Annotated in this window: 13 protein-coding genes, 1 tRNA gene and 1 rRNA gene; 4 read left to right on the top strand and 11 right to left on the bottom strand. The window is 70.9% G+C overall.

The window, feature by feature from the left end:
• Positions 1–133: 133 nt before the first annotated feature.
• From AB0A61_RS22610 to AB0A61_RS22600, 3 genes are all read left to right on the top strand, one after another.
• Positions 134–5,419 carry an ATP-dependent helicase gene (locus AB0A61_RS22610; RefSeq protein ID WP_361294912.1) on the top strand — a complete coding sequence of 1,762 codons (5,286 nt, stop codon included), beginning with the start codon at positions 134–136 and terminating at the stop codon, positions 5,417–5,419.
• A 95-nt stretch (positions 5,420–5,514) separates the two neighbouring features.
• On the top strand, positions 5,515–6,357 hold the full coding sequence (locus AB0A61_RS22605; protein WP_361294909.1) for a DNA-formamidopyrimidine glycosylase family protein: 843 nt from the start codon (positions 5,515–5,517) through the stop codon (positions 6,355–6,357).
• Positions 6,358–6,389: 32 nt separating this feature from the next.
• Positions 6,390–7,154: an SDR family NAD(P)-dependent oxidoreductase gene (locus AB0A61_RS22600; RefSeq protein WP_361294906.1), complete on the top strand. Its 765-nt coding sequence runs from the start codon at positions 6,390–6,392 to the stop codon at positions 7,152–7,154.
• 800 nt (positions 7,155–7,954) lie between these two features.
• On the opposite strand, the gene AB0A61_RS22595 is transcribed toward AB0A61_RS22600, so the two are convergent.
• The 8 genes from AB0A61_RS22595 to AB0A61_RS22560 all read right to left on the bottom strand — a co-directional run bounded on the left by AB0A61_RS22595 (position 7,955) and on the right by AB0A61_RS22560 (position 21,999).
• Positions 7,955–8,329 carry a helix-turn-helix transcriptional regulator gene (locus AB0A61_RS22595; protein WP_053666341.1) on the bottom strand — a complete coding sequence of 125 codons (375 nt, stop codon included), beginning with the start codon at positions 8,327–8,329 and terminating at the stop codon, positions 7,955–7,957.
• Between the two features lie 109 nt (positions 8,330–8,438).
• On the bottom strand, positions 8,439–8,984 hold the full coding sequence (locus tag AB0A61_RS22590; protein ID WP_361294903.1) for a CinA family protein: 546 nt from the start codon (positions 8,982–8,984) through the stop codon (positions 8,439–8,441).
• Positions 8,981–9,943, bottom strand: coding sequence for a CDP-diacylglycerol--glycerol-3-phosphate 3-phosphatidyltransferase (pgsA, locus tag AB0A61_RS22585; RefSeq protein WP_361294900.1), 963 nt, complete (start codon positions 9,941–9,943; stop codon positions 8,981–8,983). The genes AB0A61_RS22590 and pgsA overlap by 4 nt, the downstream gene beginning before the upstream one ends.
• Entirely contained in the window at positions 9,940–11,412 is a 1,473-nt protein-coding gene (rimO, locus tag AB0A61_RS22580; protein ID WP_361294897.1) for a 30S ribosomal protein S12 methylthiotransferase RimO, read from the bottom strand. Before rimO ends, pgsA begins: the two co-directional genes overlap by 4 nt.
• A 92-nt stretch (positions 11,413–11,504) precedes the next feature.
• Positions 11,505–12,347 carry a RodZ domain-containing protein gene (locus tag AB0A61_RS22575; protein ID WP_361294894.1) on the bottom strand — a complete coding sequence of 281 codons (843 nt, stop codon included), beginning with the start codon at positions 12,345–12,347 and terminating at the stop codon, positions 11,505–11,507.
• Between the two features lie 284 nt (positions 12,348–12,631).
• Positions 12,632–15,403, bottom strand: a complete 2,772-nt coding sequence (locus AB0A61_RS22570) for a DNA translocase FtsK (protein WP_361294891.1) — start codon at positions 15,401–15,403, stop codon at positions 12,632–12,634.
• 124 nt (positions 15,404–15,527) lie between these two features.
• Positions 15,528–16,208: a response regulator gene (locus tag AB0A61_RS22565; RefSeq protein ID WP_361294888.1), complete on the bottom strand. Its 681-nt coding sequence runs from the start codon at positions 16,206–16,208 to the stop codon at positions 15,528–15,530.
• A 283-nt stretch (positions 16,209–16,491) separates the two neighbouring features.
• Complete coding sequence (locus AB0A61_RS22560) at positions 16,492–21,999, bottom strand: HAMP domain-containing protein (RefSeq protein ID WP_361294885.1); 5,508 nt, start codon at positions 21,997–21,999, stop codon at positions 16,492–16,494.
• Positions 22,000–22,378: 379 nt separating this feature from the next.
• Here AB0A61_RS22560 and AB0A61_RS22555 point away from each other — a divergent pair, with 379 nt between their 5' ends.
• Positions 22,379–25,135, top strand: coding sequence for a SpoIIE family protein phosphatase (locus AB0A61_RS22555; RefSeq protein ID WP_361294882.1), 2,757 nt, complete (start codon positions 22,379–22,381; stop codon positions 25,133–25,135).
• Positions 25,136–25,188: 53 nt separating this feature from the next.
• On the opposite strand, the gene AB0A61_RS22550 is transcribed toward AB0A61_RS22555, so the two are convergent.
• From AB0A61_RS22550 to rrf, 3 genes are all read right to left on the bottom strand, one after another.
• Positions 25,189–25,264: transfer RNA gene (locus AB0A61_RS22550), tRNA-Thr, on the bottom strand.
• Between the two features lie 111 nt (positions 25,265–25,375).
• Positions 25,376–26,038, bottom strand: a complete 663-nt coding sequence (locus AB0A61_RS22545) for a DegT/DnrJ/EryC1/StrS family aminotransferase (RefSeq protein ID WP_361295326.1) — start codon at positions 26,036–26,038, stop codon at positions 25,376–25,378.
• A gap of 114 nt (positions 26,039–26,152) precedes the next feature.
• Positions 26,153–26,247: ribosomal RNA gene (gene rrf / locus AB0A61_RS22540) — 5S ribosomal RNA — on the bottom strand; the annotation flags it as partial.

Below are 26,247 nucleotides of genomic sequence, written 5' to 3'. Positions count from 1 at the left end.
CACCACCCGGAAGGAAGCACGGTGGTCCGCCGCAGGACAAGCGCTTGCCGGCCCAGGCCGCGCCTGCCGTTGACGCCGAAGGCAAAAGCCCAGCTCAGCGCGCATTGTCAGTGCGTGGGTGCAGGATGGACGCATGGTCAGCTCCGCACACCGAGCCCTCGATGGCTTCTCCCCCGCGACCCGCGGCTGGTTCACGGGGGCCTTCTCCGCGCCCACCGCCGCCCAGGCGGGCGCGTGGCAGGCCATCAACGAGGGCTCGGACGTGCTGGTGGTCGCCCCGACCGGCTCCGGCAAGACCCTGGCCGCTTTCCTCGCCGCCCTCGACCAGCTCACCTCCACCCCGCCCCCCGCCGACCCGAAGAAGCGCTGCCGGGTTCTGTACGTCTCCCCGCTCAAGGCTCTCGCCGTCGACGTCGAGCGCAACCTCCGCAGCCCCCTCACCGGCATCCGCCAGGAGTCCGTCCGTCTCGGCCTGCCCGAACCCGAGGTCAAGGTGGGGATCCGCTCCGGAGACACTCCGGCCGCCGAGCGCCGCGCCCTGTCCACGCGGCCACCGGACATCCTGATCACCACGCCGGAGTCGCTGTTCCTGATGCTCACGTCGGCCGCGCGGGACGCGCTGACCGGCATCGAGACGGTGATCCTGGACGAGGTGCACGCGGTCGCCGGCACCAAGCGGGGCGCTCACCTCGCGCTCTCCCTGGAGCGCCTGGACGAGCTGCTGCCGCGGCCGGCCCGCCGCATCGGTCTGTCCGCGACGGTCCGTCCGGTGGACGAGGTCGCCCGTTACCTGTCGCCCCGCCGCAAGGTGGAGATCGTCCAGCCGGAGTCCGGCAAGGAGTTCGACCTCTCGGTCGTCGTCCCGGTCGAGGACATGGGCGAACTCGGCGGCTCCCCGGCCGCCGACAGCAATGACGGCGCGGAGCGGCCGTCCATCTGGCCGCACGTCGAGGAGCGGATCACCGACCTGGTCCAGTCCCACCGCTCAACGATCGTGTTCGCCAACTCCCGCCGCCTCGCGGAGCGCCTGTGCAACCGGCTCAATGAGATCGCCTACGAGCGGGTGACCGGCGAGTCCATCGACGAGCACCACTCCCCGGCCGAGCTGATGGGCGGCTCGGGCGCCGCGCACGGGGCGCCGGCCGTCATCGCCCGAGCCCACCACGGCTCGGTCTCCAAGGAGCAGCGCGCCCTCGTCGAGGAAGACCTCAAGGCCGGCCGCCTCCCGGCCGTGGTCGCCACCTCCAGCCTGGAGCTCGGCATCGACATGGGCGCGGTGGACCTGGTCGTCCAGGTCGAGTCGCCGCCGTCCGTGGCCTCGGGCCTGCAGCGCGTCGGCCGCGCGGGGCACCAGGTCGGCGCGGTCTCCACCGGTGTGGTCTTCCCGAAGTACCGCGGCGACCTGGTCCAGAGCGCGGTGGTGACCGAGCGGATGCGTTCCGGCGCCATCGAGGCTCTCAGGGTGCCCGCCAATCCTCTGGACGTCCTCGCCCAGCAGGTCGTCGCGATGACGGCGATGGACACCTGGCAGTTCGACGACCTGCTCGCCGCGGTCCGGCGGGCCGCGCCCTTCGCCTCGCTGCCGGAGTCGGCGTTCACGGCCGTCCTGGACATGCTCGCGGGCCGCTACCCGTCCGACGCGTTCGCGGAGCTGCGCCCGCGCGTGGTGTGGGACCGCGTGACCGGCACGGTCACGGGCCGCCCCGGCGCGCAGCGGCTCGCCGTCACCTCCGGGGGCACGATCCCCGACCGCGGCCTCTTCGGGGTGTTCCTCGCCGGATCCGACCCCAAGAAGGGCGGCGGCCGGGTCGGCGAGCTGGACGAGGAGATGGTCTACGAGTCCCGCGTCGGCGACGTCTTCACGCTCGGCACGAGTTCCTGGCGCATCGAGGACATCACGCGCGACCGGGTCCTGGTGTCCCCGGCGCCGGGCGTGCCGGGCCGGCTGCCCTTCTGGAAGGGCGACCAGCTGGGCCGCCCGCTGGAACTGGGCCGCGCGGTGGGCGCGTTCCTGCGCGAGGTGGGTTCCATGCCCAAGGAGGACGCCCGGCCGCGTCTGCTGGCCGCCGGCCTCGACGCCTGGGCCGTGGACAACGTCCTGTCGTACCTGGACGAGCAGCGCGAGGCCTGTGGCCACGTCCCGGACGACCGCACCATCGTGGTGGAGCGCTTCCGCGACGAACTGGGCGACTGGCGGGTCGTGGTGCACTCGCCGTTCGGCGCCCAGGTGCACGCCCCGTGGGCGCTGGCGCTCGGCGCCCGCCTGTCCGAGCGGTACGGCATGGACGCGCAGGTCATGCACGCCGACGACGGCATCGTGCTGCGCCTGCCCGACGCCGACCTGATGGGGCTGGACCTGCTGGACGAGGCACCCACGACGTCGGGTACTTCCTTCGGCACGGCGATGGACCCGGAGCAGGCGCCCGTCGGCGCGGCGGACGTCGCCTTCGAGAAGGGCGAGGTCGACCAGATCGTCACCGACCAGGTCGGCGGCTCGGCCCTGTTCGCGTCCCGCTTCCGCGAGTGCGCCGCCCGCGCACTGCTGCTGCCGCGCCGCAACCCCGGCAAGCGCACCCCGCTGTGGCAGCAGCGCCAGCGGGCGGCCCAGCTGCTCCAGGTGGCCAGCGAGTTCGGCTCGTTCCCGATCATCCTGGAGGCCGTCCGCGAGTGCCTCCAGGACGTCTTCGACGTACCCGGTCTGGTCGAGCTGATGGGGGACATCGAGTCCCGCAAGGTGCGCCTGGTCGAGGTCACCACGCCCGAGCCGTCCCCCTTCGCCCGCTCCCTGCTGTTCGGGTACGTCGCCCAGTTCCTGTACGAGGGCGACTCACCCCTCGCCGAGCGCCGCGCCGCCGCCCTGTCCCTCGACTCGCGGCTGCTGGCCGAGTTGCTGGGGCAGGCGGAGCTGCGTGAGCTGCTGGACGCCGAGGTGCTGGTCGAGCTGGAGCAGGAGCTGCAGTGGCTGACCGAGGACCGCCGCGTCAAGGACGTCGAAGGCGTCGCGGACGCGCTGCGCGTGCTGGGCCCGCTCCGGGACGCGGAACTGGCACAGCGGGGCGCCGAGCCGCACTGGGCGCGGGAGCTGGCCGCAGCCCGCCGCGCCATCCGGGTCCGGATCGCCGGCGCCGACCACTGGGCCGCGATCGAGGATGCGGGCCGGCTGCGCGACGCGCTCGGCACGCCGCTGCCGGTGGGCGTCCCGGAGGCGTTCACCGAACCGGTCAAGGACCCGCTCGGCGACCTGCTGGCCCGCCATGCCCGCACCCATGGCCCGTTCACGTCGGCCACGGCGGCGGCACGTCTCGGACTGGGCGTGGCGGTCACGGAAGGCGCGCTGCAGCGGCTGGCCGCCAACGGCCGGGTGGTCCAAGGGGAGTTCCATCCGGCGGGCATCGGCCAGGAGTGGTGCGACGCAGCCGTGCTGCGCCGGCTGCGCCGCCGTTCCCTGGCCGCACTGCGGCACGAGCTGGAGCCGGTGCCGCCTGCCGCGCTCGCGCAGTTCCTGCCCCAGTGGCAGCACATCGGCAAGGGGCACGGCCTGCGCGGGGTCGACGGACTGGTGCGCGCCATCGAGCAGTTGCAGGGCGCGTCCGTGCCGGCCTCCGCGCTGGAGAAACTGGTCCTGCCGTCCCGCGTCGCGAACTACAGCCCGTCGATGCTCGACGAACTCACCGCCGCCGGTGAGGTGGTGTGGGCGGGTGCGGGCGCGCTGCCCGGCAAGGACGGCTGGGTCTCCCTATACCTGGCGGACGCGGCCCCGTTGCTGCTCCCGCCGCCGCACCCGCTGGAGCTGACCGCTCTTCACCAGTCCGTCCTCGACGTCCTCTCCGGAGGCTACGGTCTGTTCTTCCGCCAGATCGCCGACCAGGTCCGTGCCACCACCCATCCCGAGGCCACCGATCCGCAACTGGCCGATGCCCTCTGGGACCTTGCCTGGTCGGGGCGGCTGACAAACGACACGCTCGCCCCGATGCGTTCCCTGCTCGGTTCGGGCCGTACGGCGGGTTCCACCGCGCACCGCGCGAAGCGCGCCGTCCCGCGCGGGCGTTACGGCTCACTGACGGCCGCTGCCCGCACCGCGTCCCGCAGCGGCCCGCCGACCGTCGCGGGCCGCTGGTCCCTGCTGCCCGGCCGTGACACCGACGCCACCGTGCGCGCCCACGCCCTGGCCCGTACGCTCCTCGACCGGCACGGTGTGGTCACCCGGGGGGCGGTGGCCGCGGAGGGCGTCGAGGGCGGTTTCTCGGCCGTGTACCGGGTGCTGTCGGCCTTCGAGGAGAGCGGCCAGGCACGGCGCGGCTACGTCGTGGAGGGCCTGGGCGCCGCCCAGTTCGCGATGGACGGAGCGGTCGACCGCCTGCGCGCCGTGGCCAACGCCCGTGAGCGGGGCTCCGGCCTGCCCGGTACGGGCGTCGTGAGCAACGGTGGCTTCGGCGCACCCGGCGGCTCCGACCCCTTCGGCGCACCCAGCGGCTCCGATCGCTTCGAACAGCCCGGCGGCGCCGACAGCTTCGCCCCGCCCGGCGGTCACCCGGCGCTCGACCCGTCCGCCTCGACGCACGGCTTCGACCCGCACGGAGGCTTCGGCCCCACCGCCGGTCCCGGCCAACCCGACAACGGCTCGGGCTCGTCCAACAACGGCTCGGGCCCACCCACCGGCGGTGAACGCGGGCGCGATGCCGGATTCGCCGTCACCAACGGCGCCGATGGTGGCACCGCCCTCGACGGCGACGTCGCCTGGCTGGACGACGACCGCAGCTCACCGGACGACTGGGGTCCCTCTCGAAATCTGCCCTCACCGGGCGACTGGGACCCGTCTCGGGACCTGCCCTCACCGGGCGACTGGAGTCCGGCCCAGGGCATGCGCCCTCCGGGCGAGTGGATATCGCCCCGGGACTTCTCCTCACCCGGCTACGGCGGCCCACGGGGCGGCCCGGCCTCCCCGTACGGCTCAGGGACGGGCTCGGGTTACAGCGCCGGCTACGGCTCAGGATTCGGCGACCGCCGACGCCGTACCGCCCCCGCAGACTCGCGAGCCGTCGTACTCGCCGCGGCCGACCCGGCGAACGCCTACGGCGCCGCGCTTCCCTGGCCCGAGCCGCCGACCGGCGCCGGACACAAGCCGGGACGCAAGGCGGGCTCCCTGGTGGTGCTCGTGGACGGCGAGCTGACGCTCTACATGGAGCGCGGCGGGAAAACGTTGCTGGCCTGGCCCAACGACCAGGACGGCGCGGCCGCCGACGACCCGCGTCTGCGGGAGGCGGCCGAGGCGCTCGCCGTGGCCGCCCGCGCGGGCTCGCTCGGCACGGTCACGGTGGAGCGCGTCAACGGCGCCTCGGCGCTGACCTCGCCCATCGGCTCCCTCCTGGAGGGGGCGGGCTTCGTCGCGACCCCGCGCGGGCTGCGCCTGCGGGCGTGAAGCGAGCAGGTGCGAGAAGGAGAGGCCCGGCCCGCGCCGGCGGCCCTGATGCCCGACCCCGGCAGGCACGGACCGCGCCGTGCCACCCTTGACTCATGCCCGAAGGTGACACGGTCTGGCAGGCCGCGAGACGGTTGCACGACGCCCTGGCGGCCAGGGTGCTGACCCGCAGCGACTTCCGGGTGCCGAAGTACGCCACGGTCGATCTCACCGGCCGTACCGTTCTGAACACGATCGCGCGCGGGAAACACCTGCTCACCCGCATCGAAGGCGGCCTGACACTGCACTCGCACCTGCGGATGGAGGGTGCCTGGAAGGTGTACGGGCCCGGCGAACGCTGGCGGGGCGGCCCCGCCCACCAGATCCGCGCGATTCTGGGCACCGAGGACCGTACGGCCGTCGGCTACCGCCTCCAGGTGCTGGAGCTGCTGCGCAGCGCCGAGGAGCAGCGTGTCGTCGGTCACCTCGGCCCCGACCTGCTGGGCCCCGACTGGGACCCCGAACAGGCCCTGGCCAACCTCCTCGCCGACCCCGCCCGGCCGCTCGGCGAGGCCCTGCTCGACCAGCGCAATCTCGCCGGCATCGGCAACATCTACAAGAGCGAGCTGTGCTTCGTGCTCGGCGCCACCCCGTGGCTCCCGGTGGGTGCGCTGCCCTCCGACCGGGCCGCCAGGCTGCCCGCGCTCGCCAAGAAGCTGCTGGAGGCCAACCGCGACCGCGTGGTCCGGCAGACCACCGGCCTGCGCCACCACGACCTCTTCGTGTACGGCCGCGCGCCACGCCCCTGCCTGCGCTGCCACACCTCGGTCCGGGTGGCCGACCAGGGCGACGGCTCCCAGGAGCGCCCCACCTACTGGTGCCCGACCTGCCAGCAGGGCCCCGCCCCCGCTCCGGGCTCCCCGCAGAAGTGGCGGGACCGCTACCGCACGACCAATTGACGACCCGTCAGAAACACTCGTACCGTCCCTGCATGTCCGTCAAGGCGTACGAACTCACCGGACGCACCGCTTTCGTCACCGGCGCCGCCGGCGGCATAGGCCGGGCTTCGGCCGTCCTGCTCGCCGAGGCGGGCGCGACGGTGCACTGCGCCGACCGCGACGAGCGGGGCCTGCGCGACACGGCCTCCCTCATCAAGGACCGCGGGGGCACCGCCCTCGCCCACGCCCTGGACGTCACCGACCGGGCGCAGCTGAGGCAGGCCGTCCGGTCCTGCGAGCGCCTGGACGTGATGGCGGCGATCGCCGGGATCATGCACAGCAGCCCGGTTCTGGAGACCCGGGACGAGGACCTCGACCGGGTGCTGGACGTCAACTTCAAGGGCGTCCTGTACGCCTGCCAGGAGGCGGCCCGGCTGATGCTCGCCCACGGCGTCCGGGGCAGCATCATCACCATGGCCTCCGGAGCCGTGGACACCGGCGGTCCCGGGCTGCTCTGCTACGGGGCGGCCAAGGCGGCCGTGGTGCAGCTGACGAAGACGCTGGCCACCGAGGTGGGGCAGCACGGGATCCGCGTCAACGCGATCGCGCCGGGCTGGATCCGTACGCCCATGACCGACCGCCACGACGCGGGGGCCCAGACACCCACCGAGGCGGTCATGGCCCGCATGTCGCCGCTGGGGCGGGTCGGCGAGCCGGAGGACGTCGCCCACACCGTGCTTCACCTGGCGTCCGACGCGTCGTGCTTCATGACGGGCCAGATTCTCCGTCCGAACGGCGGGGTGGCGATGCCTTGGTGACCCCGAACGGCCATCCCGCACCGTCGCCGTCCCGCACGCCACCCGGGCCGCCCGTGTCGCCGAACGGCCACCCCTCCGATTCCGCGAAGGACGGGCCGCCCGGCCCGGCAGCCCTCGTGGGCGGCCCCCCGGAGCCGTGGTCCGGCACTGCCCCGGCGTCCGCGGGCGGCCATCCCCCCTCGGCGCCGGGCGGCCATCCGGCCTCGGCGCAGGGATCCAGCTCCGCCATGCCCGCTTCCGCTTCCGCTTCACCTTCCGCTTCAGCGGGCGCCCGCCACGCTCGCCGCCATCGTCCCTCTTCCAGGGTCCCGGCCGTCCCGTCCTGCGGTACACAGTGCACGGGCAGCAGGCTCAGTCCCCATCCCCCGGCCGCGACCGCCGCCTCCAGGACTCCCGCGTCGTCGGTGAGTTCCAGCCGCAGTACGGCCCACCACCACACGGCTCCCAGCCCCAGAACGATTCCCCAGCGCACCGCCGGCCCCGCCGTCGCACCCACGCACCCACCTCCAGCCCGACGCTAGGACGCCGCCCTCACACGCAGCAGGGCGCATCGGGACGCGTGGAGGCGCACGGAAGCAGCACCCTTCGTTCTCGGCGCCGATCAGCCGAACGCAGCCCGTCCTCCACCATGACCGCACCAGCGGACAGCGGCAAACGGGCGCATGAGCCCCCCGTGAACGCGTGCGGCACTGCGCGCACCACGCGAAAACCCCGGCGGTACTCCTCCGGGTCTTCCCGGAGGAGCCCCGGCCGGGGCATCCAGACGTATGCGTCGGTTCACGCGCCCACGCGCGTGCAGGTCACGCGGCGACCACGTCCACCGCTTCGGCGGGCGCCTTGATGGTCACCCGTTCCGGTGGCACACCGGTCACCGACACGGAACCCAGCATCGGACGAACCGGCGTGGGCACGGGCTCGGTGGCCGCAGCAGACTGGGCCAGCTCCGCGAGGGCGAGCTCGTCGCTCACTTCCCGCATGAGCTCGGACATCCGTACGTCCAGCGCGTCGCAGATGGCGGCGAGCAGCTCGGAGGAAGCCTCCTTCTGCCCCCGCTCCACCTCGGAGAGATAGCCGAGTGAGACTCGGGCGGACGAGGAGACTTCGCGCAGAGTACGGCCCTGGCGCTGGCGCTGCCGACGCAGCACGTCACCCAGTAGGCGACGGAGCAGAATCATCGGTGGCTCCCTCCTCGGACCGCGTAGCCGCATCCTTCACGCCCCACCGTACCGCCTCGCGCCGCGGCCGTGCGGGGAGCGATGTCGTGTTCACTCAGGGCTGCAAACATCAAAACCCCCCGTTCCGTTCCGTATCCTGTGCCCGCTCATTTCCGGTCTGTTCGCTCGCGAACTGCTCGAGAAGCAGTGCGAGTACGCTCCGTACACTCTCCATACGAATTTCCGTCCGGCCGCCGTTCAACCGCAGCGAGAGCGTTTTCCCGCCAGGGTCGGTGCCGGTAGCGGCTCCGAAGGGCCCGTCCACGGCGACGAAAACCGTCCCGACGGGCTGTCCGTCCTGGGGGTCGGGGCCGGCGACACCGGTGGTCGCAAGGCCCCAGTCGGCACCCAGGGCCTTGCGCACCCCTGCCGCCATCTGGGCCGCGACCTGCGGATCCACTGGTCCGCGCTCCGCCAGCAGGGTGGCGTCGACGCCCAGCAGTCCGTGCTTCAGCTCGGTGGCGTAGGCGGTGACCGATCCCCGGAAGACCTTGGACGCACCCGGTACCGAGGTGATCTCCGCCGCGACCAGGCCACCGGTGAGCGACTCGGCGACGGCGACCGTCTCGCCCCTCACCGTGAGTAGTCTCACCAGTTCGGCGGCGGGGGAACTCACGCTTGCGACTCCTCCAACGCTGCTCGGCGCTCGGCGATTCCCCGCCTGCGCAGCACAATGGCCTGTCTCACATAGTCGAGCCCGGTGACGACCGTCAGCACGACGGCCGCGGCCATCACCCAGAACCGCAGGGTGGCCAGCCATCCGGTCAGTGCCAGCACGTACATGCCCACGGCCACGCCCTGGGTGAGGGTCTTGAGCTTGCCGCCCCGGCTCGCGGGGATGACTCCGTAGCGGATGACGAGAAAACGCAGGAGCGTGACCCCGAGTTCCCGGCCGAGGATCACGGCGGTCACCCACCAGGGCAGGTCGCCCAGCCCGGAGAGACAGATCAGCGCCGCCCCCATGATCGCCTTGTCGGCGATGGGGTCGGCGATCTTCCCGAAGTCGGTGACGAGGTTGTAGGTCCGCGCCAGGTGACCGTCGAACAGGTCGGTGATCATGGCGATGGCGAAGGCCGCCCAGGCGAGCGAGCGCCATGCCGGGTCGTACCCGCCGCCGGCCAGCATCAGGGCCACGAAGCCCGGCACGAGAAGCAGCCGGAGCATGGTCAGCAGATTGGCGACATTCCAGACGCTGGCCTGGTTGACGGCGGCCGCCGCGATCTTCCCGCCACGCGCCGACCGGGCACCGTCGTGCTCGTCGGACGTACCGGACGCACCGCCGACCACACCGGAAGCACCGCCGACCGCACCGGAAGCACCGCCAGACGTACCGGAAGCACCGCCAGACGTACCGGAAGCACCGCCAGACGTACCGGAAGCACCGCCAGACGTACCGGAAGCACCGCCGGACGTACCGGAAGCACCGCCGGACGTACCGGAGACACCGCCGGAATCACGGAACACGGCGTCCGGCCCGGAAGACCCGTCCGCGCCGGCCCGGCCGGAGCCCGCCCCGGCGACAGCTCCCTGCGCGCGGGAGGAGCCGCCCGCCGCGGATGCCGGGACTCCGGTCATCTGCCCGCCTCCTCACCCCACGCGAGCGAGCCCGTGAGCGGCTCGGCCACCAGGTCGACACCTTCGGTACCGACCACCTTCGCCTCGACCATACGACCGGCGCTCAGACCCTCGCCGCTCGTGAGCAGCACCTGCCCGTCGGTCTCCGGCGCCTGGTGCGCCGCACGGCCGTACACCCCCTCCTCGGCGTCGACGGACTCGACGAGCACCTGCACCGTCTCGCCGATGCGCTCCTCGGCCCGCTGCGAGACGAGTTCCTCGGCGAGACGGGAGATACGGGCCAGTCGCTCGGCGACGACGTCCTCGTCCAGCTTGTTGTCGTAGGTCGCCGCCTCGGTGCCCTCCTCGTCGGAGTACCCGAAGACGCCGATGGCGTCCAGCCGCGCAGCACCCAGGAAGCGCTCCAGCTCGGCCAGGTCGGCCTCGCTCTCACCGGGGAAGCCGACGATGAAGTTGGAGCGCACGCCCGCCTGAGGGGCCTTGCTCCGGATCGTGTCGAGCAGTTCCAGGAAGCGGTCGGTGTCTCCGAAGCGGCGCATGGCGCGCAGCACCTGCGGCGCGGAGTGCTGGAAGGAGAGATCGAAGTAGGGGGCGACCTTCGGGGTGGAGCTCAGCACGTCGATCAGACCGGGCCGCATCTCGGCCGGCTGGAGGTAGCTGACGCGGACCCGCTCGATGCCGTCGACCTCGGCGAGCTCGGGCAGCAGGGACTCCAGCAGCCGGATGTCGCCCAGGTCCTTGCCGTAGGAGGTGTTGTTCTCGGAGACCAGCATGATCTCCTTGACGCCCTGCTCGGCCAGCCACCGTGTCTCGTTCAGCACATCGCTCGGACGGCGGGAGATGAAGGAGCCCCGGAAGGACGGGATGGCGCAGAAGGAGCAGCGCCGGTCGCAGCCGGAGGCGAGCTTGACCGAGGCGACCGGTGAGCCGTCCAGGCGGCGGCGCAGCGGCGCACGGGGGCCGGAGCGGGGCGCCACGCCTTCGGGGAGGTCGTCCGGGGCGCCGTGTCCGGGCAGGGCCACGTCGGTCGCCGACTGCCGGTCGGCCGGGCTGATCGGCAGGAGCTTGCGACGGTCGCGCGGGGTGTGCGGGGCGTGGACGCCGCCGTTCAGGATCGTCTGCAGGCGGTCGGAGATGTCGGTGTAGTCGTCGAAGCCGAGCACGCCGTCGGCCTCGGGGAGAGCCTCGGCGAGCTCCTTGCCGTACCGCTCGGCCATGCAGCCGACCGCCACCACGGCCTGCGTTCTGCCGTGCCCCTTGAGATCGTTGGCCTCGAGGAGGGCGTCGACGGAGTCCTTCTTGGCGGCCTCCACGAAACCACAGGTGTTGACCACGGCGACGTCCGCGTCCGCGGCGTCCTCGACGAGCTGCCAGCCGTCCGCCTCCAAACGGCCTGCGAGCTCCTCCGAGTCCACCTCGTTGCGGGCGCAGCCAAGAGTGACGAGTGCGACGGTACGGCGTTCAGGCATGGGCTCAAGAGTACTTCGTCCCGCCGACACCCCATGTCGACGGGGTTGGCCGATCTTGGCCAACCCCGTGATCGCGTCCCTGCTCGGAGCCCTCAGCCGACCTGCGGGTCGCCCTTGGTGTACGTGAGCCGTTCCACGGCGCCCGGCTGGAACTGGTCCTCGATCTTCTTGCCGTTCACATAGAGCTGGATCGCGCCGGCGTCACCCAGGATGAGGTTGATCTTGGCGCTGTCCTGGAAGGTCTTGGACTCGCCCTTCTTCAGGAGCCCGTCGAAGAGGGTCCGTCCGTTGTGGTCCTTGGCATTGATCCAGCTGCGCCCGTTGGCGGCGCTCACCTGCACGGTCACCTTGTCCTGCGGTGCGGCCGCGATGGCGCTGTCGGACGGCTGGGGCTTCTGCTCGGCGGGCTTGCTGCTCTTCGGCGTGGGCGAGGCGGGCTTGCTGCTCGTGGGGGTGGTTCCCTCGGCGACCTGTGTCTTGGCGCTGCTGCCGGAGTCGCCGCCCCGGAAGGCGGTGAAGCCGACGAAGCCGATCACGGCGACGATCGCGGCGACCATGGCCGCGGTCCAGTTGGGCCCGCGCCGCTCGGGGCGGATACGTTCCGCCTCGAACAGGGGGGCGGCCGGGGTGGGGGCCGGGCGGCCGCCCTCCTCGGCCTCGTACTGCGCGAGCAGCGGGTCCGGATCGAGGTGCACGGCCTTCGCCAGGGTCCGGATGTGCCCGCGGGCGTAGACGTCGCCGCCGCAGGGAGCGAAGTTGTCGGCCTCGATGGCGTGCACGATGGCGATGCGGACCCGAGTGGCGCTGCTGACGTCGTCGACGGTCAGCCCGGCGGCGATCCGCGCCTGCTGCAGGGCACGGCCGATGGAGGGGCGGAATTCCTCGGAAACGTCTTCGAACGGACGCTCGTCTTCAGGTGAGTTGCCGATGGACACGGGGGCGCCTTTCGAGCGTGTAGCCGCCTGTGCTGGACGTTCAGTCTAGGGTGGTGCCAAAGGTGGAGCGACCCGGCGGTGGGACTTTGTACGCCATCGGGATGGCCGGACAATCCGATGGTGGGACAGCCACTCGGCCCATGGTGCGGCCCGTACCTGTCTTCTCGCTCAACTTGACGTACGTCCGAGGGAAACGGTTGCCCGCTGCTCCCTAACGGGTGGATCACGATGCACGCACAACACCCACCCGCAGTAAGCAGATCCGCCGGACGGACGTGTCCCTGCTACCCCTCAGACTCCCCGCGAATCACGGCCAGCACGCCGTCCAGGTCGTCCGGCTTCACGAGCACGTCCCGCGCCTTGGAACCCTCGCTGGGTCCGACGATGCCCCGGGATTCCATGAGATCCATCAGCCGCCCCGCCTTGGCGAAGCCGACCCGCAGCTTGCGCTGGAGCATGGACGTCGAGCCGAACTGCGTGGAGACGACCAGTTCGGCCGCCTGGCACAGCAGGTCGAGGTCGTCGCCGATGTCCTCGTCGATCTCCTTCTTCTGTTTGGTGCCCACGACGACGTCGTCCCGGAAGACCGGCGTCATCTGGTCCTTGCAGTGCCGTACGACCGCCGCGACCTCGTCCTCGGTCACGAACGCGCCCTGCATGCGCACCGGCTTGCTCGCGCCCATCGGCAGGAACAGCCCGTCGCCCTTGCCGATCAGCTTCTCGGCGCCGGGCTGGTCGAGGATGACGCGCGAGTCGGCCAGTGAGGAGGTGGCGAACGCCAGCCGGGAGGGCACGTTCGCCTTGATCAGACCGGTGACGACGTCGACCGAGGGCCGCTGCGTGGCGAGCACCAGGTGGATGCCGGCCGCGCGCGCGAGCTGCGTGATGCGCACGATGGCGTCCTCGACGTCGCGCGGCGCGACCATCATCAGGTCGGCGAGCTCGTCGACGATCACCAGCAGGTAGGGGTAGGGCTGCAGCTCCCGCTCACTGCCCTCCTGGGCCGTCACCTTGCCGCTGCGCACGGCCGCGTTGAAGTCGTCGATGTGCCGGAAGCCGTACGCGGCCAGGTCGTCGTAGCGCAGGTCCATCTCGCGCACGACCCACTGGAGTGCCTCGGCGGCCCGCTTGGGGTTGGTGATGATCGGCGTGATGAGGTGCGGGACGCCCTCGTAGGCGGTCAGCTCGACCCGCTTGGGGTCGACGAGGACCATGCGGACGTCCTCCGGGGTGGCCCGCATCATGATCGAGGTGATGAGGCAGTTGATGCAGGACGACTTGCCGGAGCCGGTGGCGCCTGCGACCAGGACGTGCGGCATCTTCGCGATGTTGGCCATCACGTAGCCGCCCTCGACGTCCTTGCCGAGCGCGACCAGCATCGGGTGGTCGTCCTCGGCGGCCTCGGCGAGCCGGAGCACGTCACCGAGGTTGACCATCTCCCGGTCGGTGTTGGGAATCTCGATGCCCACCGCCGACTTGCCGGGGATGGGACTGATGATCCGCACGTCCGGGCTGGCGACGGCGTACGCGATGTTCTTGGTGAGCGCGGTGATCCGCTCGACCTTCACGGCCGGGCCGAGCTCCACCTCGTAGCGCGTGACCGTCGGCCCGCGGGTGAAGCCGGTGACGCGGGCGTCGACCTTGAACTCGGTGAAGACGGTGGTGAGCGAGTCGACGACGGCGTCGTTGGCGGCGCTGCGCGCCTTGCCGGGGCCGCCGCGCTCCAGCAGGTCGAGCGAGGGCAGGGAGTAGGTGATGTCGCCGGACAGCTGCAGTTGCTCGGCGCGCGCCGGCAGGTCGCGGGTCTCGGCCGGCGGTGTCTTGGTCAGGTCGGGTACCGCCGACAGCTTCTCCTGCTTGGGGCCGGAAGCCGGGCCGTCGTCCTTGGGGCGTGCGGCCGGGCCGTCCTGGTTGGGGCGTGCGGCCGGCACCGGCGTCGGCGTCGTCTCCACCCGGTCGCCCACGCTGACGCCCTGCGTGAGGTCGGCGACGATCGGCGACGGGGGCATGCCGTGCAGCACGGCACCGTCGAGCGCCGCGGCTGCGGCCGCCGCGACGTCCACGGCGTCCATCTGCCGTTCCATGTCGGGCTGCGGGACGGCCGAACGCCGAGGACGGCCACGGCGCTTGGAGAGCGCCTCCTGCTCCGTGCCGTCGGGGTCGTACGCCTCGGGTGCGTTCTGAGGGGCGCCCTGGCGCTTGCGCGGGCGCGCGGGCAGCGCCTCGCGCCACTGTTCCTCGTACCGCGCCTCGTCCTCACCGTACTCGGCGGCCTCGTCCTCCGGGTCGTGGAGGATGCCCAGCCTGACGCCGAGCAGCCGCAGCCGCTGCGGGATCGCGTTGACCGGAGTGGCGGTGACGACCAGCAGACCGAAGACCGTGAGCAGCACGAGCAGCGGGACGGCGAGGACCTCACCCATGGCGTACGTCAGCGGGGTCGCCGCGCCCCAGCCGATGAGGCCGCCGGCATCCCTTATCGCCTGCATGCCGTCGCTGCGGGCGGGGGCTCCGCAGGCGATGTGGACCTGGCCGAGCACGCCGATGACGAGCGCGGACAGGCCGATGACGATACGGCCGTTGGCCTCGGGCTTCTCCGGGTGGCGGATGAAGCGCACGGCGATGACCGCCAGCAGGATCGGCACCAGCAGATCCAGGCGGCCGAAGGCCCCGGTCACCAGGATCTCGACCAGGCCGCCCACCGGGCCGCGCAGATCGGCCCAGGTGCCGGCGGCGACGATCAGGGCGACGGCGAGCAGCAGCAGGGCGACACCGTCCTTGCGGTGGGCGGGGTCGAGGTTCCTGGCGCCCTGCCCTATACCGCGGAAGACGGCGCCGATGGCGTGGGCGAGACCCAGCCAGAGGGCGCGTACGAGTCGGTACACGCCCCCGGTCGGACTCGGCGCCGGTTTGGGCGCGGGCGCCTTGGCCGCGGCCTTCTTGGCGGGCGCCTTCCTCGCCGAAGCCTTCTTCGCAGCGGCCTTCTTCGCCGGAGCCTTCGCGGGAGCGGCCGCCTTCTTGGCGGGCTGCTTCTTGGCTGCGGAGGGACGTGAGGCCATAGGTGTGAGATTACCGGTGGAGGCGGCGGTGGACACGTGTGCCCAGGGCTTCACCCGTTCGTGTCGTGCCTTTGCGGACCCGGAACTGACATGACCTCACGTTCACCCCCGACCCGACGGGCCGTCAGTTCTTCGACGGCACCGAGGAAGGGTTGCCCGTGCCCGGCTCCAACGCGTCCAGCGCCCGGCGCAGGCCCGTCAGCTTGCGTTCCAGATGGGCTGCCGTGGCCACCGCCGCCGCGTCCGCCGACTCGTCGTCGAGTTGCTTCGACAGCGCCTCGGCCTGCTCCTCGACGGCCGCCAGCCGAGCGGACAGCTCCGCGAGAAGTCCGGCCGACTCCTTGCCCTCGCCGACCCCGCCCTTGCCGCCGCCCTCCAGTTGGAGCCGCAGCAGCGCCGCCTGCTCCTTCAACTGGCAGTTCTTCATGTACAGGTCGACGAAGACGGAGACCTTCGCCCGCAGCACCCACGGGTCGAACGGCTTGGAGATGTAGTCCACCGCACCCGCCGCGTACCCCCGGAAGGTGTGGTGCGGGCCGTGGTTGATCGCGGTGAGGAAGATGATCGGAATGTCCCGGGTCCTCTCCCGCCGCTTGATGTGCGCGGCTGTTTCGAAACCGTCCATGCCCGGCATCTGGACGTCCAGCAGAATGACCGCGAAGTCGTCCGTGAGCAGTGCTTTGAGCGCTTCCTCCCCGGACGATGCCCGCACCAGCGTCTGATCCAGCGCAGAGAGGATGGCCTCCAGCGCCAACAGATTCTCCGGCCGGTCATCGACCAGGAGGATCTTGGCCTTCTGCACCATGGCCCGCCCTCCTCGCCCCGGCTTGGGGCCGCCCCTGTCCGCAGGAACCGGGGAAGCACCGACGGGTGCCGCCCCAGGGGACGACTCCCTTGCGCCGCCCGTCCTTGTGCCGGTCATCGTAGCCGCACCCCGCCCGTCGCCACACCCTGTCACCGCGATGTCACTGTGCACGTAGCAGAAACGTAGCGGGAGACCAGAAGGTTCCCCGAATCCCGCACTTCTACACGGTCCCGGCCACACTGAGTCAGCAACTCCACGCACACACCGGACGTTCCCCTGCCGGTCACTCGGCCCGCATCCACTGCTCCATCACAGCCAGCAAATGGTCGGGGTCGACCGGCTTGGTCACATAGTCCGACGCGCCCGACTCGATCGCCTTCTCCCGGTCGCCCTTCATCGCCTTGGCGGTCAGCGCGATGATCGGCAGACCGGCGAACTGCGGCATCCTGCGGATCGCCGTGGTCGTCGCATAGCCGTCCATCTCGGGCATCATGATGTCCATCAGGACGACCGCCACGTCGTCGTGCTGCTCCAGGACCTCGATGCCCTCCCGGCCGTTCTCGGCGTACAGCACGGACAGGCCGTGCTGCTCCAGGACGCTGGTCAGCGCGAAGACATTGCGGATGTCGTCGTCGACGATCAGGACCTTCTCCCCGCCGAACCGGACGCCGTGATGCCCCTGCGGCACCGTGTCCGCCTCGCCCGCCGACCACTGCTCCGGCACCTGCTGCCCCTGCTGCGCGGGCCGCCGGCCGACGGAGGGCAGCGCCCTGCGGCGGCGCCGGAAGAGCGCGGCGGCGCCGTTCTGGGTCTCCTGGTACGACTTCACCTCGGCCGGCGTCTCGATCTCCGCGGCGGACAGCCCGGACGCCTCGGACAGGGCGGCCCTGCGCGACTCCGACACCATCAGCTCGTCGGCTTCCAGGGCGGAGCCGCCCTGCTGGTAGCCGTGCGGCGGCAGTTCCCCCGGGTGCAGCGGCAGGTACAGGGTGAACGTCGAGCCGCGGCCCGGCTCACTCTGTGCGTGGATCTCGCCGCCGAGCAGTTGGGCGATCTCCCGCGAGATGGACAGCCCGAGGCCCGTACCGCCGTACTTGCGGCTGGTGGTGCCGTCGGCCTGCTTGAACGCCTCGAAGATCACCCGCATCTTGCTGGCCGCAATACCGATACCGGTGTCGGTGACCGAGAACGCGATCATCTCCGCGTCCGGATCGGTCAGCGAGCCCGCCTCCAGCAACTGCTCCCGGATCGCCTGCGGGACGTCCTGCCGCGCGGGGCGGATGACCAGCTCGACCGAACCGGAGTCGGTGAACTTCACCGCGTTGGACAGCAGGTTCCGCAGCACCTGCAGCAGCCGCTGCTCGTCGGTGTGCAGGGTCGCGGGCAGCTCCGGCGACACCCGCACCGACAGGTCCAGGCCCTTCTCCGCGGTCAGCGGCCGGAAGGTGGCCTCCACGTAGTCGATGAGCTGGACCAGCGCGATACGCGTCGGGGACACGTCCATCTTGCCCGCCTCGACCTTCGACAGGTCGAGGATGTCGTTGATCAGCTGCAGCAGGTCGGATCCGGCGCCGTGGATCGTTTCGGCGAACTCGACCTGTTTCGGGGAGAGGTTGCCCTCGGCGTTGTCGGCGAGCAACTTGGCCAGAATCAGCAGCGAGTTGAGCGGAGTACGCAGCTCGTGCGACATGTTCGCGAGGAACTCGCTGCGGTAGCGCATGGAGACGGCGAGCTGTTCGGCACGCTCCTCCAGGACCTGCCGCGCCTCCTCGATCTCGGAGTTCTTCGCCTCGATGTCCCGGTTCTGCTGGGCCAGCAGCTCCGCCTTCTCCTCCAGTTCGGCGTTGGACGCCTGCAGGGCCTTCTGCCGCTGCTCCAACTCCTCGGAGCGCAGACGCAGTTGCTCGGTCAGCTCCTGCGACTGCTTCAGCAGCTGCTCCGTCTTGGTGTTGACGGAGATGGTGTTGACGCTGGTGGCGATCATCTCCGCGATCTGGTTGAGGAAGTCCTTCTGGATCTGCGTGAACGGCGTGAAGGACGCCAGCTCGATCACGCCCAGCACCTTGCCCTCGAAGAGCACCGGCAGCACGATCACCTGCGCGGGCGGCGCCTCACCGAGCCCGGAGGAGATCTTCAGATAGCCGCTGGGCGCGTTCTCCACGAGAATCGTGCGCTTCTCCTGGGCCGCCGTGCCGATGAGCGCCTCACCCGGGCGGAACGACGTCGGCATGGAACCCATCGAGTAGCCGTACGAGCCGAGCATCCGCAGCTCGTACTGGTCCTCGCTGTCGCCGCCCAGGTCCTTGCCGTCGGCCGGCTGCGTGGCGACGAAGAAGGCGCCGTGCTGGGCGGAGACCACCGGCGTCAGCTCGCTCATGATCAGCGAGGCCACGTCCTCCAGATCGCGGCGGCCCTGCATCAGCGCGGAGATACGGGCCAGGTTGCCCTTGAGCCAGTCCTGCTCCTTGTTGGCGATCGTGGTGTCCCGCAGGTTGGCGATCATCTTGTTGATGTAGTCCTGGAGCTCCTGGATTTCCCCGGACGCGTCGACGTCGATCTTCAGGTTCAGATCGCCACGGGTCACCGCGGTCGCCACGCGCGCGATGGCGCGCACCTGACGGGTCAGGTTCCCGGCCATCTCGTTCACGGACTCCGTCAGGTCCCGCCAGGTGCCGTCGACGTCCCGCACCCGTGCCTGACCACCCAGCTGGCCCTCCGTGCCCACCTCACGGGCCACCCGGGTGACCTCCTCGGCGAAGGAGGACAACTGGTCGACCATCGTGTTGATGGTCGTCTTCAGCTCCAGGATCTCCCCGCGCGCGTCAATGTCGATCTTCTTGGTCAGGTCGCCCTTGGCGATGGCGGTGGTGACCATGGCGATGTTGCGCACCTGGCCGGTGAGGTTGGACGCCATCTGGTTCACCGACTCGGTGAGGTCCTTCCACGTGCCGGCCACCCCGGGGACGTACGCCTGGCCGCCCAGGATGCCGTCCGTACCCACTTCCCGGGCCACCTTGGTGACCTGATCGGCGAACGAACTCAGCGTCTTCACCATGGTGTTGAAGGTGTCGGCCAGCTGCGCCACCTCGCCGCGCGCCTCGATCGTCACCGTCCGGGTCAGGTCGCCGTTGGCGACCGCGGCCGCGACCTGGGAGATGTTGCGCACCTGCATGGTCAGGTTGTTGGCCATCAGGTTGACGTTGTCGCTGAGGTCCTTCCAGATGCCCGTGACGCCCTGCACGTGCGCCTGCCCGCCCAGGATGCCCTCGGTGCCCACCTCACGGGCCACCCGGGTCACCTGCTCGGCGAACGACGACAGCTGGTCCACCATCGTGTTGACGGTGGTGACGAGTTCGAGGATCTCGCCCTTGGCGTCGACGGTGATCTTCTTGGACAGGTCGCCCTTGGCGACCGCGGTCGTGACCTCGGCGATGTTGCGGACCTGGCTGGTCAGGTTGTTCGCCATGAAGTTCACGGACTGCGTGAGGTCCTTCCAGGTGCCGGAGACGCCCTGCACCTCGGCCTGGCCGCCGAGGATGCCCTCCGTACCCACCTCACGGGCCACCCGCGTGACCTCCTGGGCGAACGACGACAGCTGGTCGACCATCGTGTTCAGGGTGTTCTTCAGCTCCAGGATCTCCCCGCGCGCGTCCACGGTGATCTTCTGGGAGAGGTCACCGCGGGCCACGGCGGTGGCGACCTGGGCGATGTTGCGCACCTGGGCGGTCAGGTTGCCGGCCATGCCGTTCACGGAGTCCGTCAGGTCCCGCCACACACCGGCGACACCGGGCACCTGCGCCTGCCCGCCCAGACGGCCCTCGGTGCCCACCTCACGGGCCACCCGGGTCACCTGGTCGGCGAAGGCCGAGAGCTGGTCGACCATCGTGTTGATGGTGTTCTTCAGCTCCAGGATCTCCCCGCGCGCGTCCACGTCGATCTTCTGGGACAGGTCACCGCGGGCCACCGCCGTCGTCACCTGGGCGATCTGCCGCACCTGCGAGGTGAGGTTTCCGGCCATGAAGTTGACGGAGTCGGTGAGTTCCTTCCAGGTGCCCGACACGCCGTCCACCCGGGCCTGACCACCGAGACGGCCCTCGGTGCCCACGTCCCGGGCCATCCGGGTCACCTGATCGGCGAAGGAGGACAGCTGGTCCACCATCGTGTTCACGGTGTTCTTCAGCTGGAGCATCTCGCCGGACACGTCGACGGTGACCTTCTGCGACAGATCACCGTTGGCCACGGCCGTGGTCACCTGGGCGATGTTGCGCACCTGACCGGTGAGGTTGCGGAACGCTGTGTTGACGGAGTCCGTCAAGTCCTTCCACGTGCCCGCCGCGCCCGCCACCTGCGCCTGGCCGCCCAGCTCGCCCTCGACCCCGATCTCCCGCGCCACGCGTGTGACCTCGGCACCGAAGGACGACAGCTGATCGACCATGCCGTTGACGGTGTTCTTCAGCTCCAGCATCTCGCCGGCCACGTCCACGGTGACCTTCTGCGACAGGTCACCGCTGGCCACGGCCGTCGTCACCGCGGCGATGTCCCGTACCTGAGTGGTGAGATTCCGGAACACCGTGTTGACGGAGTCGGTGAGGTCCTTCCAGGTGCCGGCCACGCCCGGCACGGTCGCCTGACCGCCCAGGCGGCCCTCGGCACCCACCTCGTTGGCCACACGCGTGACCTCGTCGGCGAAGATCCGCAGCGTCTCGGTCATCTGGTTGATCGTGTCGGCGAGCTGCGCGACCTCACCGCGGGCCGGCACGGTCACCTTCTGCGACAGGTCGCCGTTGGCGACCGCCGTGGTGACCTGGGCGATGCCACGCACCTGGGCCGTCAGGTTGCCGGCCATGAGGTTCACCGAATCGGTGAGTTCCTTCCACGTGCCGTCGACACCCGGAACGTGGGCCTGGCCACCGAGAATGCCGTCGGTGCCGACCTCCCGCGCGACCCGCGTCACCTCCGAGGAGAAGGCGGAGAGCTGGTCGACCATCGTGTTGACGGTGTTCTTCAGCTCCAGCATCTCGCCGGCCACATGAACGGTGACCTTCCGTGACAGGTCGCCCTTGGCGACCGCCGTGGTCACCAGCGCGATGTCCCGCACCTGGGCCGTCAGCCGGGACGCCATCGTGTTGACGGAGTCCGTGAGGTCCTTCCAGGAACCGGACAGCCCGCGCACCCGGGCCTGCCCGCCGAGCTTGCCCTCGGTGCCCACCTCGCTGGCCACGCGCGTCACCTCGTCGGTGAACGTCGACAGCTGGTCGACCAGGTTGTTGACGGTCCGGCCGACCTTGAGGAACTCGCCGCGCAGCGGGTGCCCGGCGCCTTCGGGCGCCTGGGTGCGCAGTTCCATCCGGGGCGACAGGTCGCCCTCCGCGACCGCGGTCAGCACGCGGCCGACCTCGGAGACGGGCCGCACGAGGTCGTCCACCAGCGCGTTGGAGTTGTCGACGGCGGCCGCCCAGGATCCCTCGCAGGCGCCCGTCTCCAGGCGCTCCGTGAGCTTGCCCTCACGCCCCACCATGCGCCGCACCCGCGCCAGCTCTCCCGTCAGATGGAGATTGCGGTCGGCCACCTCGTTGAAGACCGCCGCGATCTCCGCCATCACGCCGTCCCCGGACACCGTGAGCCGCTTGCGGAAGTTCCCGTCCCGCATCGCCAGGAGCGCGGCCAGCAGTCGGTTGAGGGCGGCGGTGTCCACTGCGGTGGTCCCATTGCGTGGTTTGCGTTGGTTGTCCAGGGACTGTCCGCCCTTTGCGCGCGTCTTGGTGCCACGCGTCGCTGCGCCAGACTCCACTGTGTCCCTCCCGCAGGGGTCGACCGATACTGCTGTGCTCGGGTGGTACTACTGCTCGGCGTACCAGTTACTGCTCGGTATATCTGCCTGATGTAATCAGGCCACACGAACGGCTGCTGCCCCCTGTGCAGAGAAGACACGCAGCCTGCGCGGACCTTCACCAGAAGCTTGCCCAGTGTTTCACCCCGGCCCAACCAGGCCATAACAGTTCGGCAGCTTCGCACATCGTCCGCACACCCTCAGGGCGGAAACACCCGTGACCGGCATCCGCACGGACGGCGAAGGTAAGTAACCTTGCATGCGGCTGTCCAGCCGCGCCGGTCCGTCCGGCCTGGGCGGTGGCACGGGAACGAGCGGGCATCGGAGGGCGGCCGCACACATGACCACCGGAGTGATCCCCGGGGGACAGACCCCGGAGCCAGGGCCGAACGGCCCGAAGCTCCCCGAGCAGCGGCGCGAGCCGGTCGGCCCCGGAGCCTTGCACGTCGACAACCGGACTAGGAGTGCTTTGATCACCGCGCGCGCGGCTGCCAGCTTCGAGCCCGTCGGACGATCGGTCGCGACCGCCCGGTCCTTCGTCCGGGACACCCTCCAGGGGTGGGGGTTCGGCGACATCGTCGACGACGCCGTGGTCCTCACCAGTGAACTGGTCACCAACGCCGTCGTACACGCCGGCACCGCCGCCGACGTCCTGTGCCTGCGCAGTGACGACGGGGTACGGATCGAGGTTTCCGACCGCTACCCGGAGCGCGAGATCCCGCTGCAGAGCGCGGCCCTCAACATGGGCAGCCCCGACCGCGAGGGCGGCCGCGGCCTCCAGCTGTGCGCGGCCCTGGCCGGCCGTTGGGGCGTGGAGTACACACCGACACACAAGAATGTCTGGTTCCAGCTGGACATGCCCGAGCGTCCGGTCGGCACCCGCGCCGCCGGCCCCTCCCTGCCCGCCGACCTCCTCCCGCTCGCCGACGGCCGGGTCAGGGTCGCGGTCGTCCAGATCGATCCCGCCGGATCCATCGCGGCCTGGAACGAGGACGCCGAAGACCTGTTCGGGTACGCCGCCGAGCAGGTCACCGGCAAGCCGCTCACCGACCTCGCGGCCTGGCCGCACACTCCGGGCACCAGCACGGGCATCGCCGAAGCGCTCCAGCTCTCCCGCTGGGAGGGCAGCTACGGCATCCGCGGGGCGCACGGCCGGGTCATCCCCGTGTACGCCTCCCACCTGCGCGTCCGCGACACGGGCGGCGAGCCCTCCACCGTCTGCCTGCTGGTGCGGGACCACGAACGGGCCGTCCTGCAGACGCCCCTGCGCGTCGCGGCATCCGCCGACACCAGCGCCGCCACCGACGGCGCAAGCGCCGATCCCTTCGAGGTCTTCATCGGCTCCCCGGCCCCCGACGATCTCGACGGCCTGCTGCAACGGACGGTGGAACGCGCCCGCGACATGCTCGACGCCGACGCGGCCTTCCTGCTGCTGGCCACCGACGACGAGACGGAGCTGGAGGTCCGTGCCTCCACCGGCCTGCCCTCCGCCCGCCAGCGCTTCGCCCGGGTCCCGGTCGAGGCGGGCCCCGGCCGCTACGGCTCGGCCCGCATGCCCGCCGTTCACGACGACCTCACCGCCGTCCCTGGCGCCGTGCCCCTCCTCAACGCCACGGGCATGCGGTCGGTCGTCACGGTCCCGCTGAAGGTCGAAGGCCGTCTCACCGGCTCCCTCGGCGTCGCCGCCGAGGCCCCCGGACGGTACTCCAACGAAGAGGCCCTGCGCCTGCAGTTCGCCGCCGACCGCATCGCCCTGGCCGTCGAGTCGGCCCGCCTCGGCGAACTCGAACGGCTGCGCCGCGGCTCCCTGAGCTTCCTGGTCGAGGCCTCCGACCTGCTGGCCGGCACCCTGGACCGCGACCAGACGCTCGCCCTGATGGCCCAGATGACCGTGCCGACCCTGGCCACCTGGTGCGCCGTCTACACGATCGCCGACCAGGCCTCCGAGCCCTACCTGTCCTACGTCCTGCACGAGGACGAGGAACTGATCGACGGCATCAAGTCCCTGCTGGCGAAGGTCGCCCCGCCCGACCCCGTACCCACCCCCGGCGCCCGCATCTGGACCGCCCCGGCGGAGGCGGCCCACCAGGCCGCGCTGCGCACCTCCATGCGCAGCCTCAGCCTGGGCGACTCGCACCAACGGATCGGTACGACCATCGGACCGACCCTCGCCACGGCCTCCGCAGTCGGCGGCGAGACGGTCGTGCTGCCGCTGGTCGCCCGCAACCGAGTGATCGGCATGCTGACCCTCGGCAAGCCGACAGACGAGCACTTCCGGCAGGAAATCCTCGAACTCGCCGAGGACTTGAGCCGCCGGGCCGCGCTCGCCCTGGACAACGCCCGCCTGTACTCGGAACGCACGGCCATCAGCCAGTCCCTCCAGCGCAGCCTGCTGCCGCCCGGCCTGCCGCAGATCGACGGTGTGGAGGTCGAGGTCATCTACCGCGCGGCCGGCGAGGGCAACGAGGTGGGCGGCGACTTCTACGACCTCTTCCCCATCCGCGACGGTGCCTACGGCTTCGCCATCGGTGACGTCTGCGGCACGGGCCCGGAGGCGGCGGCGGTCACGGGCCTGGCCCGGCACGCCCTCCGCCTGCTCGCCCGCGAGGGCTTCGGCGGCCCCGCGGTCCTGGAGCGCCTGAACTCCGCCATCCTCGACGAGGGCGCCCGCAGCCGCTTCCTGACGCTCCTGTACGGCGAGTTGTGGCCACAGGAGGACGGCAGCGCACTCCTGAAGGTCGTCTGCGCCGGTCATCCGCTCCCGCTGCGCCTGCGCCAGGACGGCACGGTCGAGCCGGCAGCCGAGCCGCAGCCGCTGCTCGGCGTGCTGGAGGACCTGGAGTTGTACGAGCAGACGGTCACGCTGGACCCGGGCGACGTGCTGCTGTGCGTCACGGACGGCGTCACCGAACGCCGCGAAGGCACCCGCATGCTGGGCGACGACGGCCTCGCGGATGTTCTGACCACCTGCACCGGTCTTACGGCCGGCGCGGTAGCGGCCCGCATCATGCGCGCGGTGGAGCGCTTCGCCTCGGACGCGCCGTCGGACGACATGGCGATCCTGGCGATGCGGATGCCGGAGGTCAGGAAGGTCTGACCCGCCACTCGGGCATACGAAAGGCCCCGCCCGAAAGGGCGGGGCCTTTGTGATGGAGCCCCCAAACGGAATCGAACCGTTGACCTTCTCCTTACCATGGAGACGCTCTGCCGACTGAGCTATAGGGGCCTGTCGCTTTCCGAGGTTTCCCTCGCGGCAACGGAATAGATCATACCCCGAACAGAACCGTGCTCCCAACCACGACCGGTCGGTTGCTGCCGGTCCATTCACGGCGGCCATTCAGAAGGCGGGCTGCAGCAGTCCGCCGAGCGAGTTGCACGCGGAGACGATCCGCTGCATCTCACGCCGCGTCAACGTGGCGTCCACGGGCAGTGCCAGCGTCTCCTCGGCGGCCCGCTCGGTCTCCGGCAGGGACACACACCGCCGGAATTCGGGCAGCCGGTGCACAGGGGTCTTCACCGGCACCCGGCACTCAACTCCCCTGTGGCGTACGGCCCGTGCGAAGGCGTCCCGGTCGGGCCGTCCATTGCCGGGCACCCGCACCACATACTGCTGGTAGGTGTGCCCGTCGCCACCGTCGGGCGTGCGCACACCCCTCAGCTTGGCGTCGAGATAGGACGCACGCTCCCGGCGCCGGGCTATCTCCTCGTACGGCGCCTCGGACTCCGCCTGTTCCAGCACCAGGAGCCCGTGCCGCTGCCCGACCCCGTGCAACCGCGCGACGTCGGCGGACCGGCCGAAGCGGTGTACGACGACCACCGCCGCGGTCCGCGGAGTCACGGCCGCTTCCACGGCCAACGCGTCCAGACAGTAGGTCACCGGGTCTATGTCGGCGAACAGCGGCAACGCGCCGACCTGGGTCACGGCTTCGGCGACTTCCACGTTGCCGAACGCAGGCACGACGACCTCGTCACCGACTCCGACGCCGGCGGCCCTGAGCAGTGCAGCAGTACCCATGCCGCGGATGCTGGTTGCGCAACGTGAACTTCAAGTGACGGAAAACAAAAAAGGGTTGGACCCGGAACCGAAGTTCGAGGTCCAACCCTTTCAAGAATTGTTCGGCGGTGTCCTACTCTCCCACAGGGTCCCCCCTGCAGTACCATCGGCGCTGTGAGGCTTAGCTTCCGGGTTCGGAATGTAACCGGGCGTTT

Origin of the sequence: Streptomyces sp. NPDC046197, from assembly GCF_040646295.1 — a bacterium.
GTDB lineage: Bacteria > Actinomycetota > Actinomycetes > Streptomycetales > Streptomycetaceae > Streptomyces.
Note: the sequence above shows the minus strand (reverse complement) of the source record. Positions and strands in the feature narration are given on the sequence as shown.

Excerpts from the sequence above, each read along its gene's own strand:
- AB0A61_RS22610 (WP_361294912.1), top strand. The coding sequence starts at position 134 with ATGGTCAGCTCCGCACACCGAGCCCTCGATGGCTTCTCCCCCGCGACC.
- AB0A61_RS22605 (WP_361294909.1), top strand. The coding sequence starts at position 5,515 with ATGCCCGAAGGTGACACGGTCTGGCAGGCCGCGAGACGGTTGCACGAC.
- AB0A61_RS22600 (WP_361294906.1), top strand. The coding sequence starts at position 6,390 with ATGTCCGTCAAGGCGTACGAACTCACCGGACGCACCGCTTTCGTCACC.
- AB0A61_RS22595 (WP_053666341.1), bottom strand. The coding sequence starts at position 8,329 with ATGATTCTGCTCCGTCGCCTACTGGGTGACGTGCTGCGTCGGCAGCGC.
- pgsA (WP_361294900.1), bottom strand. The coding sequence starts at position 9,943 with ATGACCGGAGTCCCGGCATCCGCGGCGGGCGGCTCCTCCCGCGCGCAG.
- rimO (WP_361294897.1), bottom strand. The coding sequence starts at position 11,412 with ATGCCTGAACGCCGTACCGTCGCACTCGTCACTCTTGGCTGCGCCCGC.
- AB0A61_RS22570 (WP_361294891.1), bottom strand. The coding sequence starts at position 15,403 with ATGGCCTCACGTCCCTCCGCAGCCAAGAAGCAGCCCGCCAAGAAGGCG.
- AB0A61_RS22565 (WP_361294888.1), bottom strand. The coding sequence starts at position 16,208 with ATGGTGCAGAAGGCCAAGATCCTCCTGGTCGATGACCGGCCGGAGAAT.
- AB0A61_RS22555 (WP_361294882.1), top strand. The coding sequence starts at position 22,379 with ATGACCACCGGAGTGATCCCCGGGGGACAGACCCCGGAGCCAGGGCCG.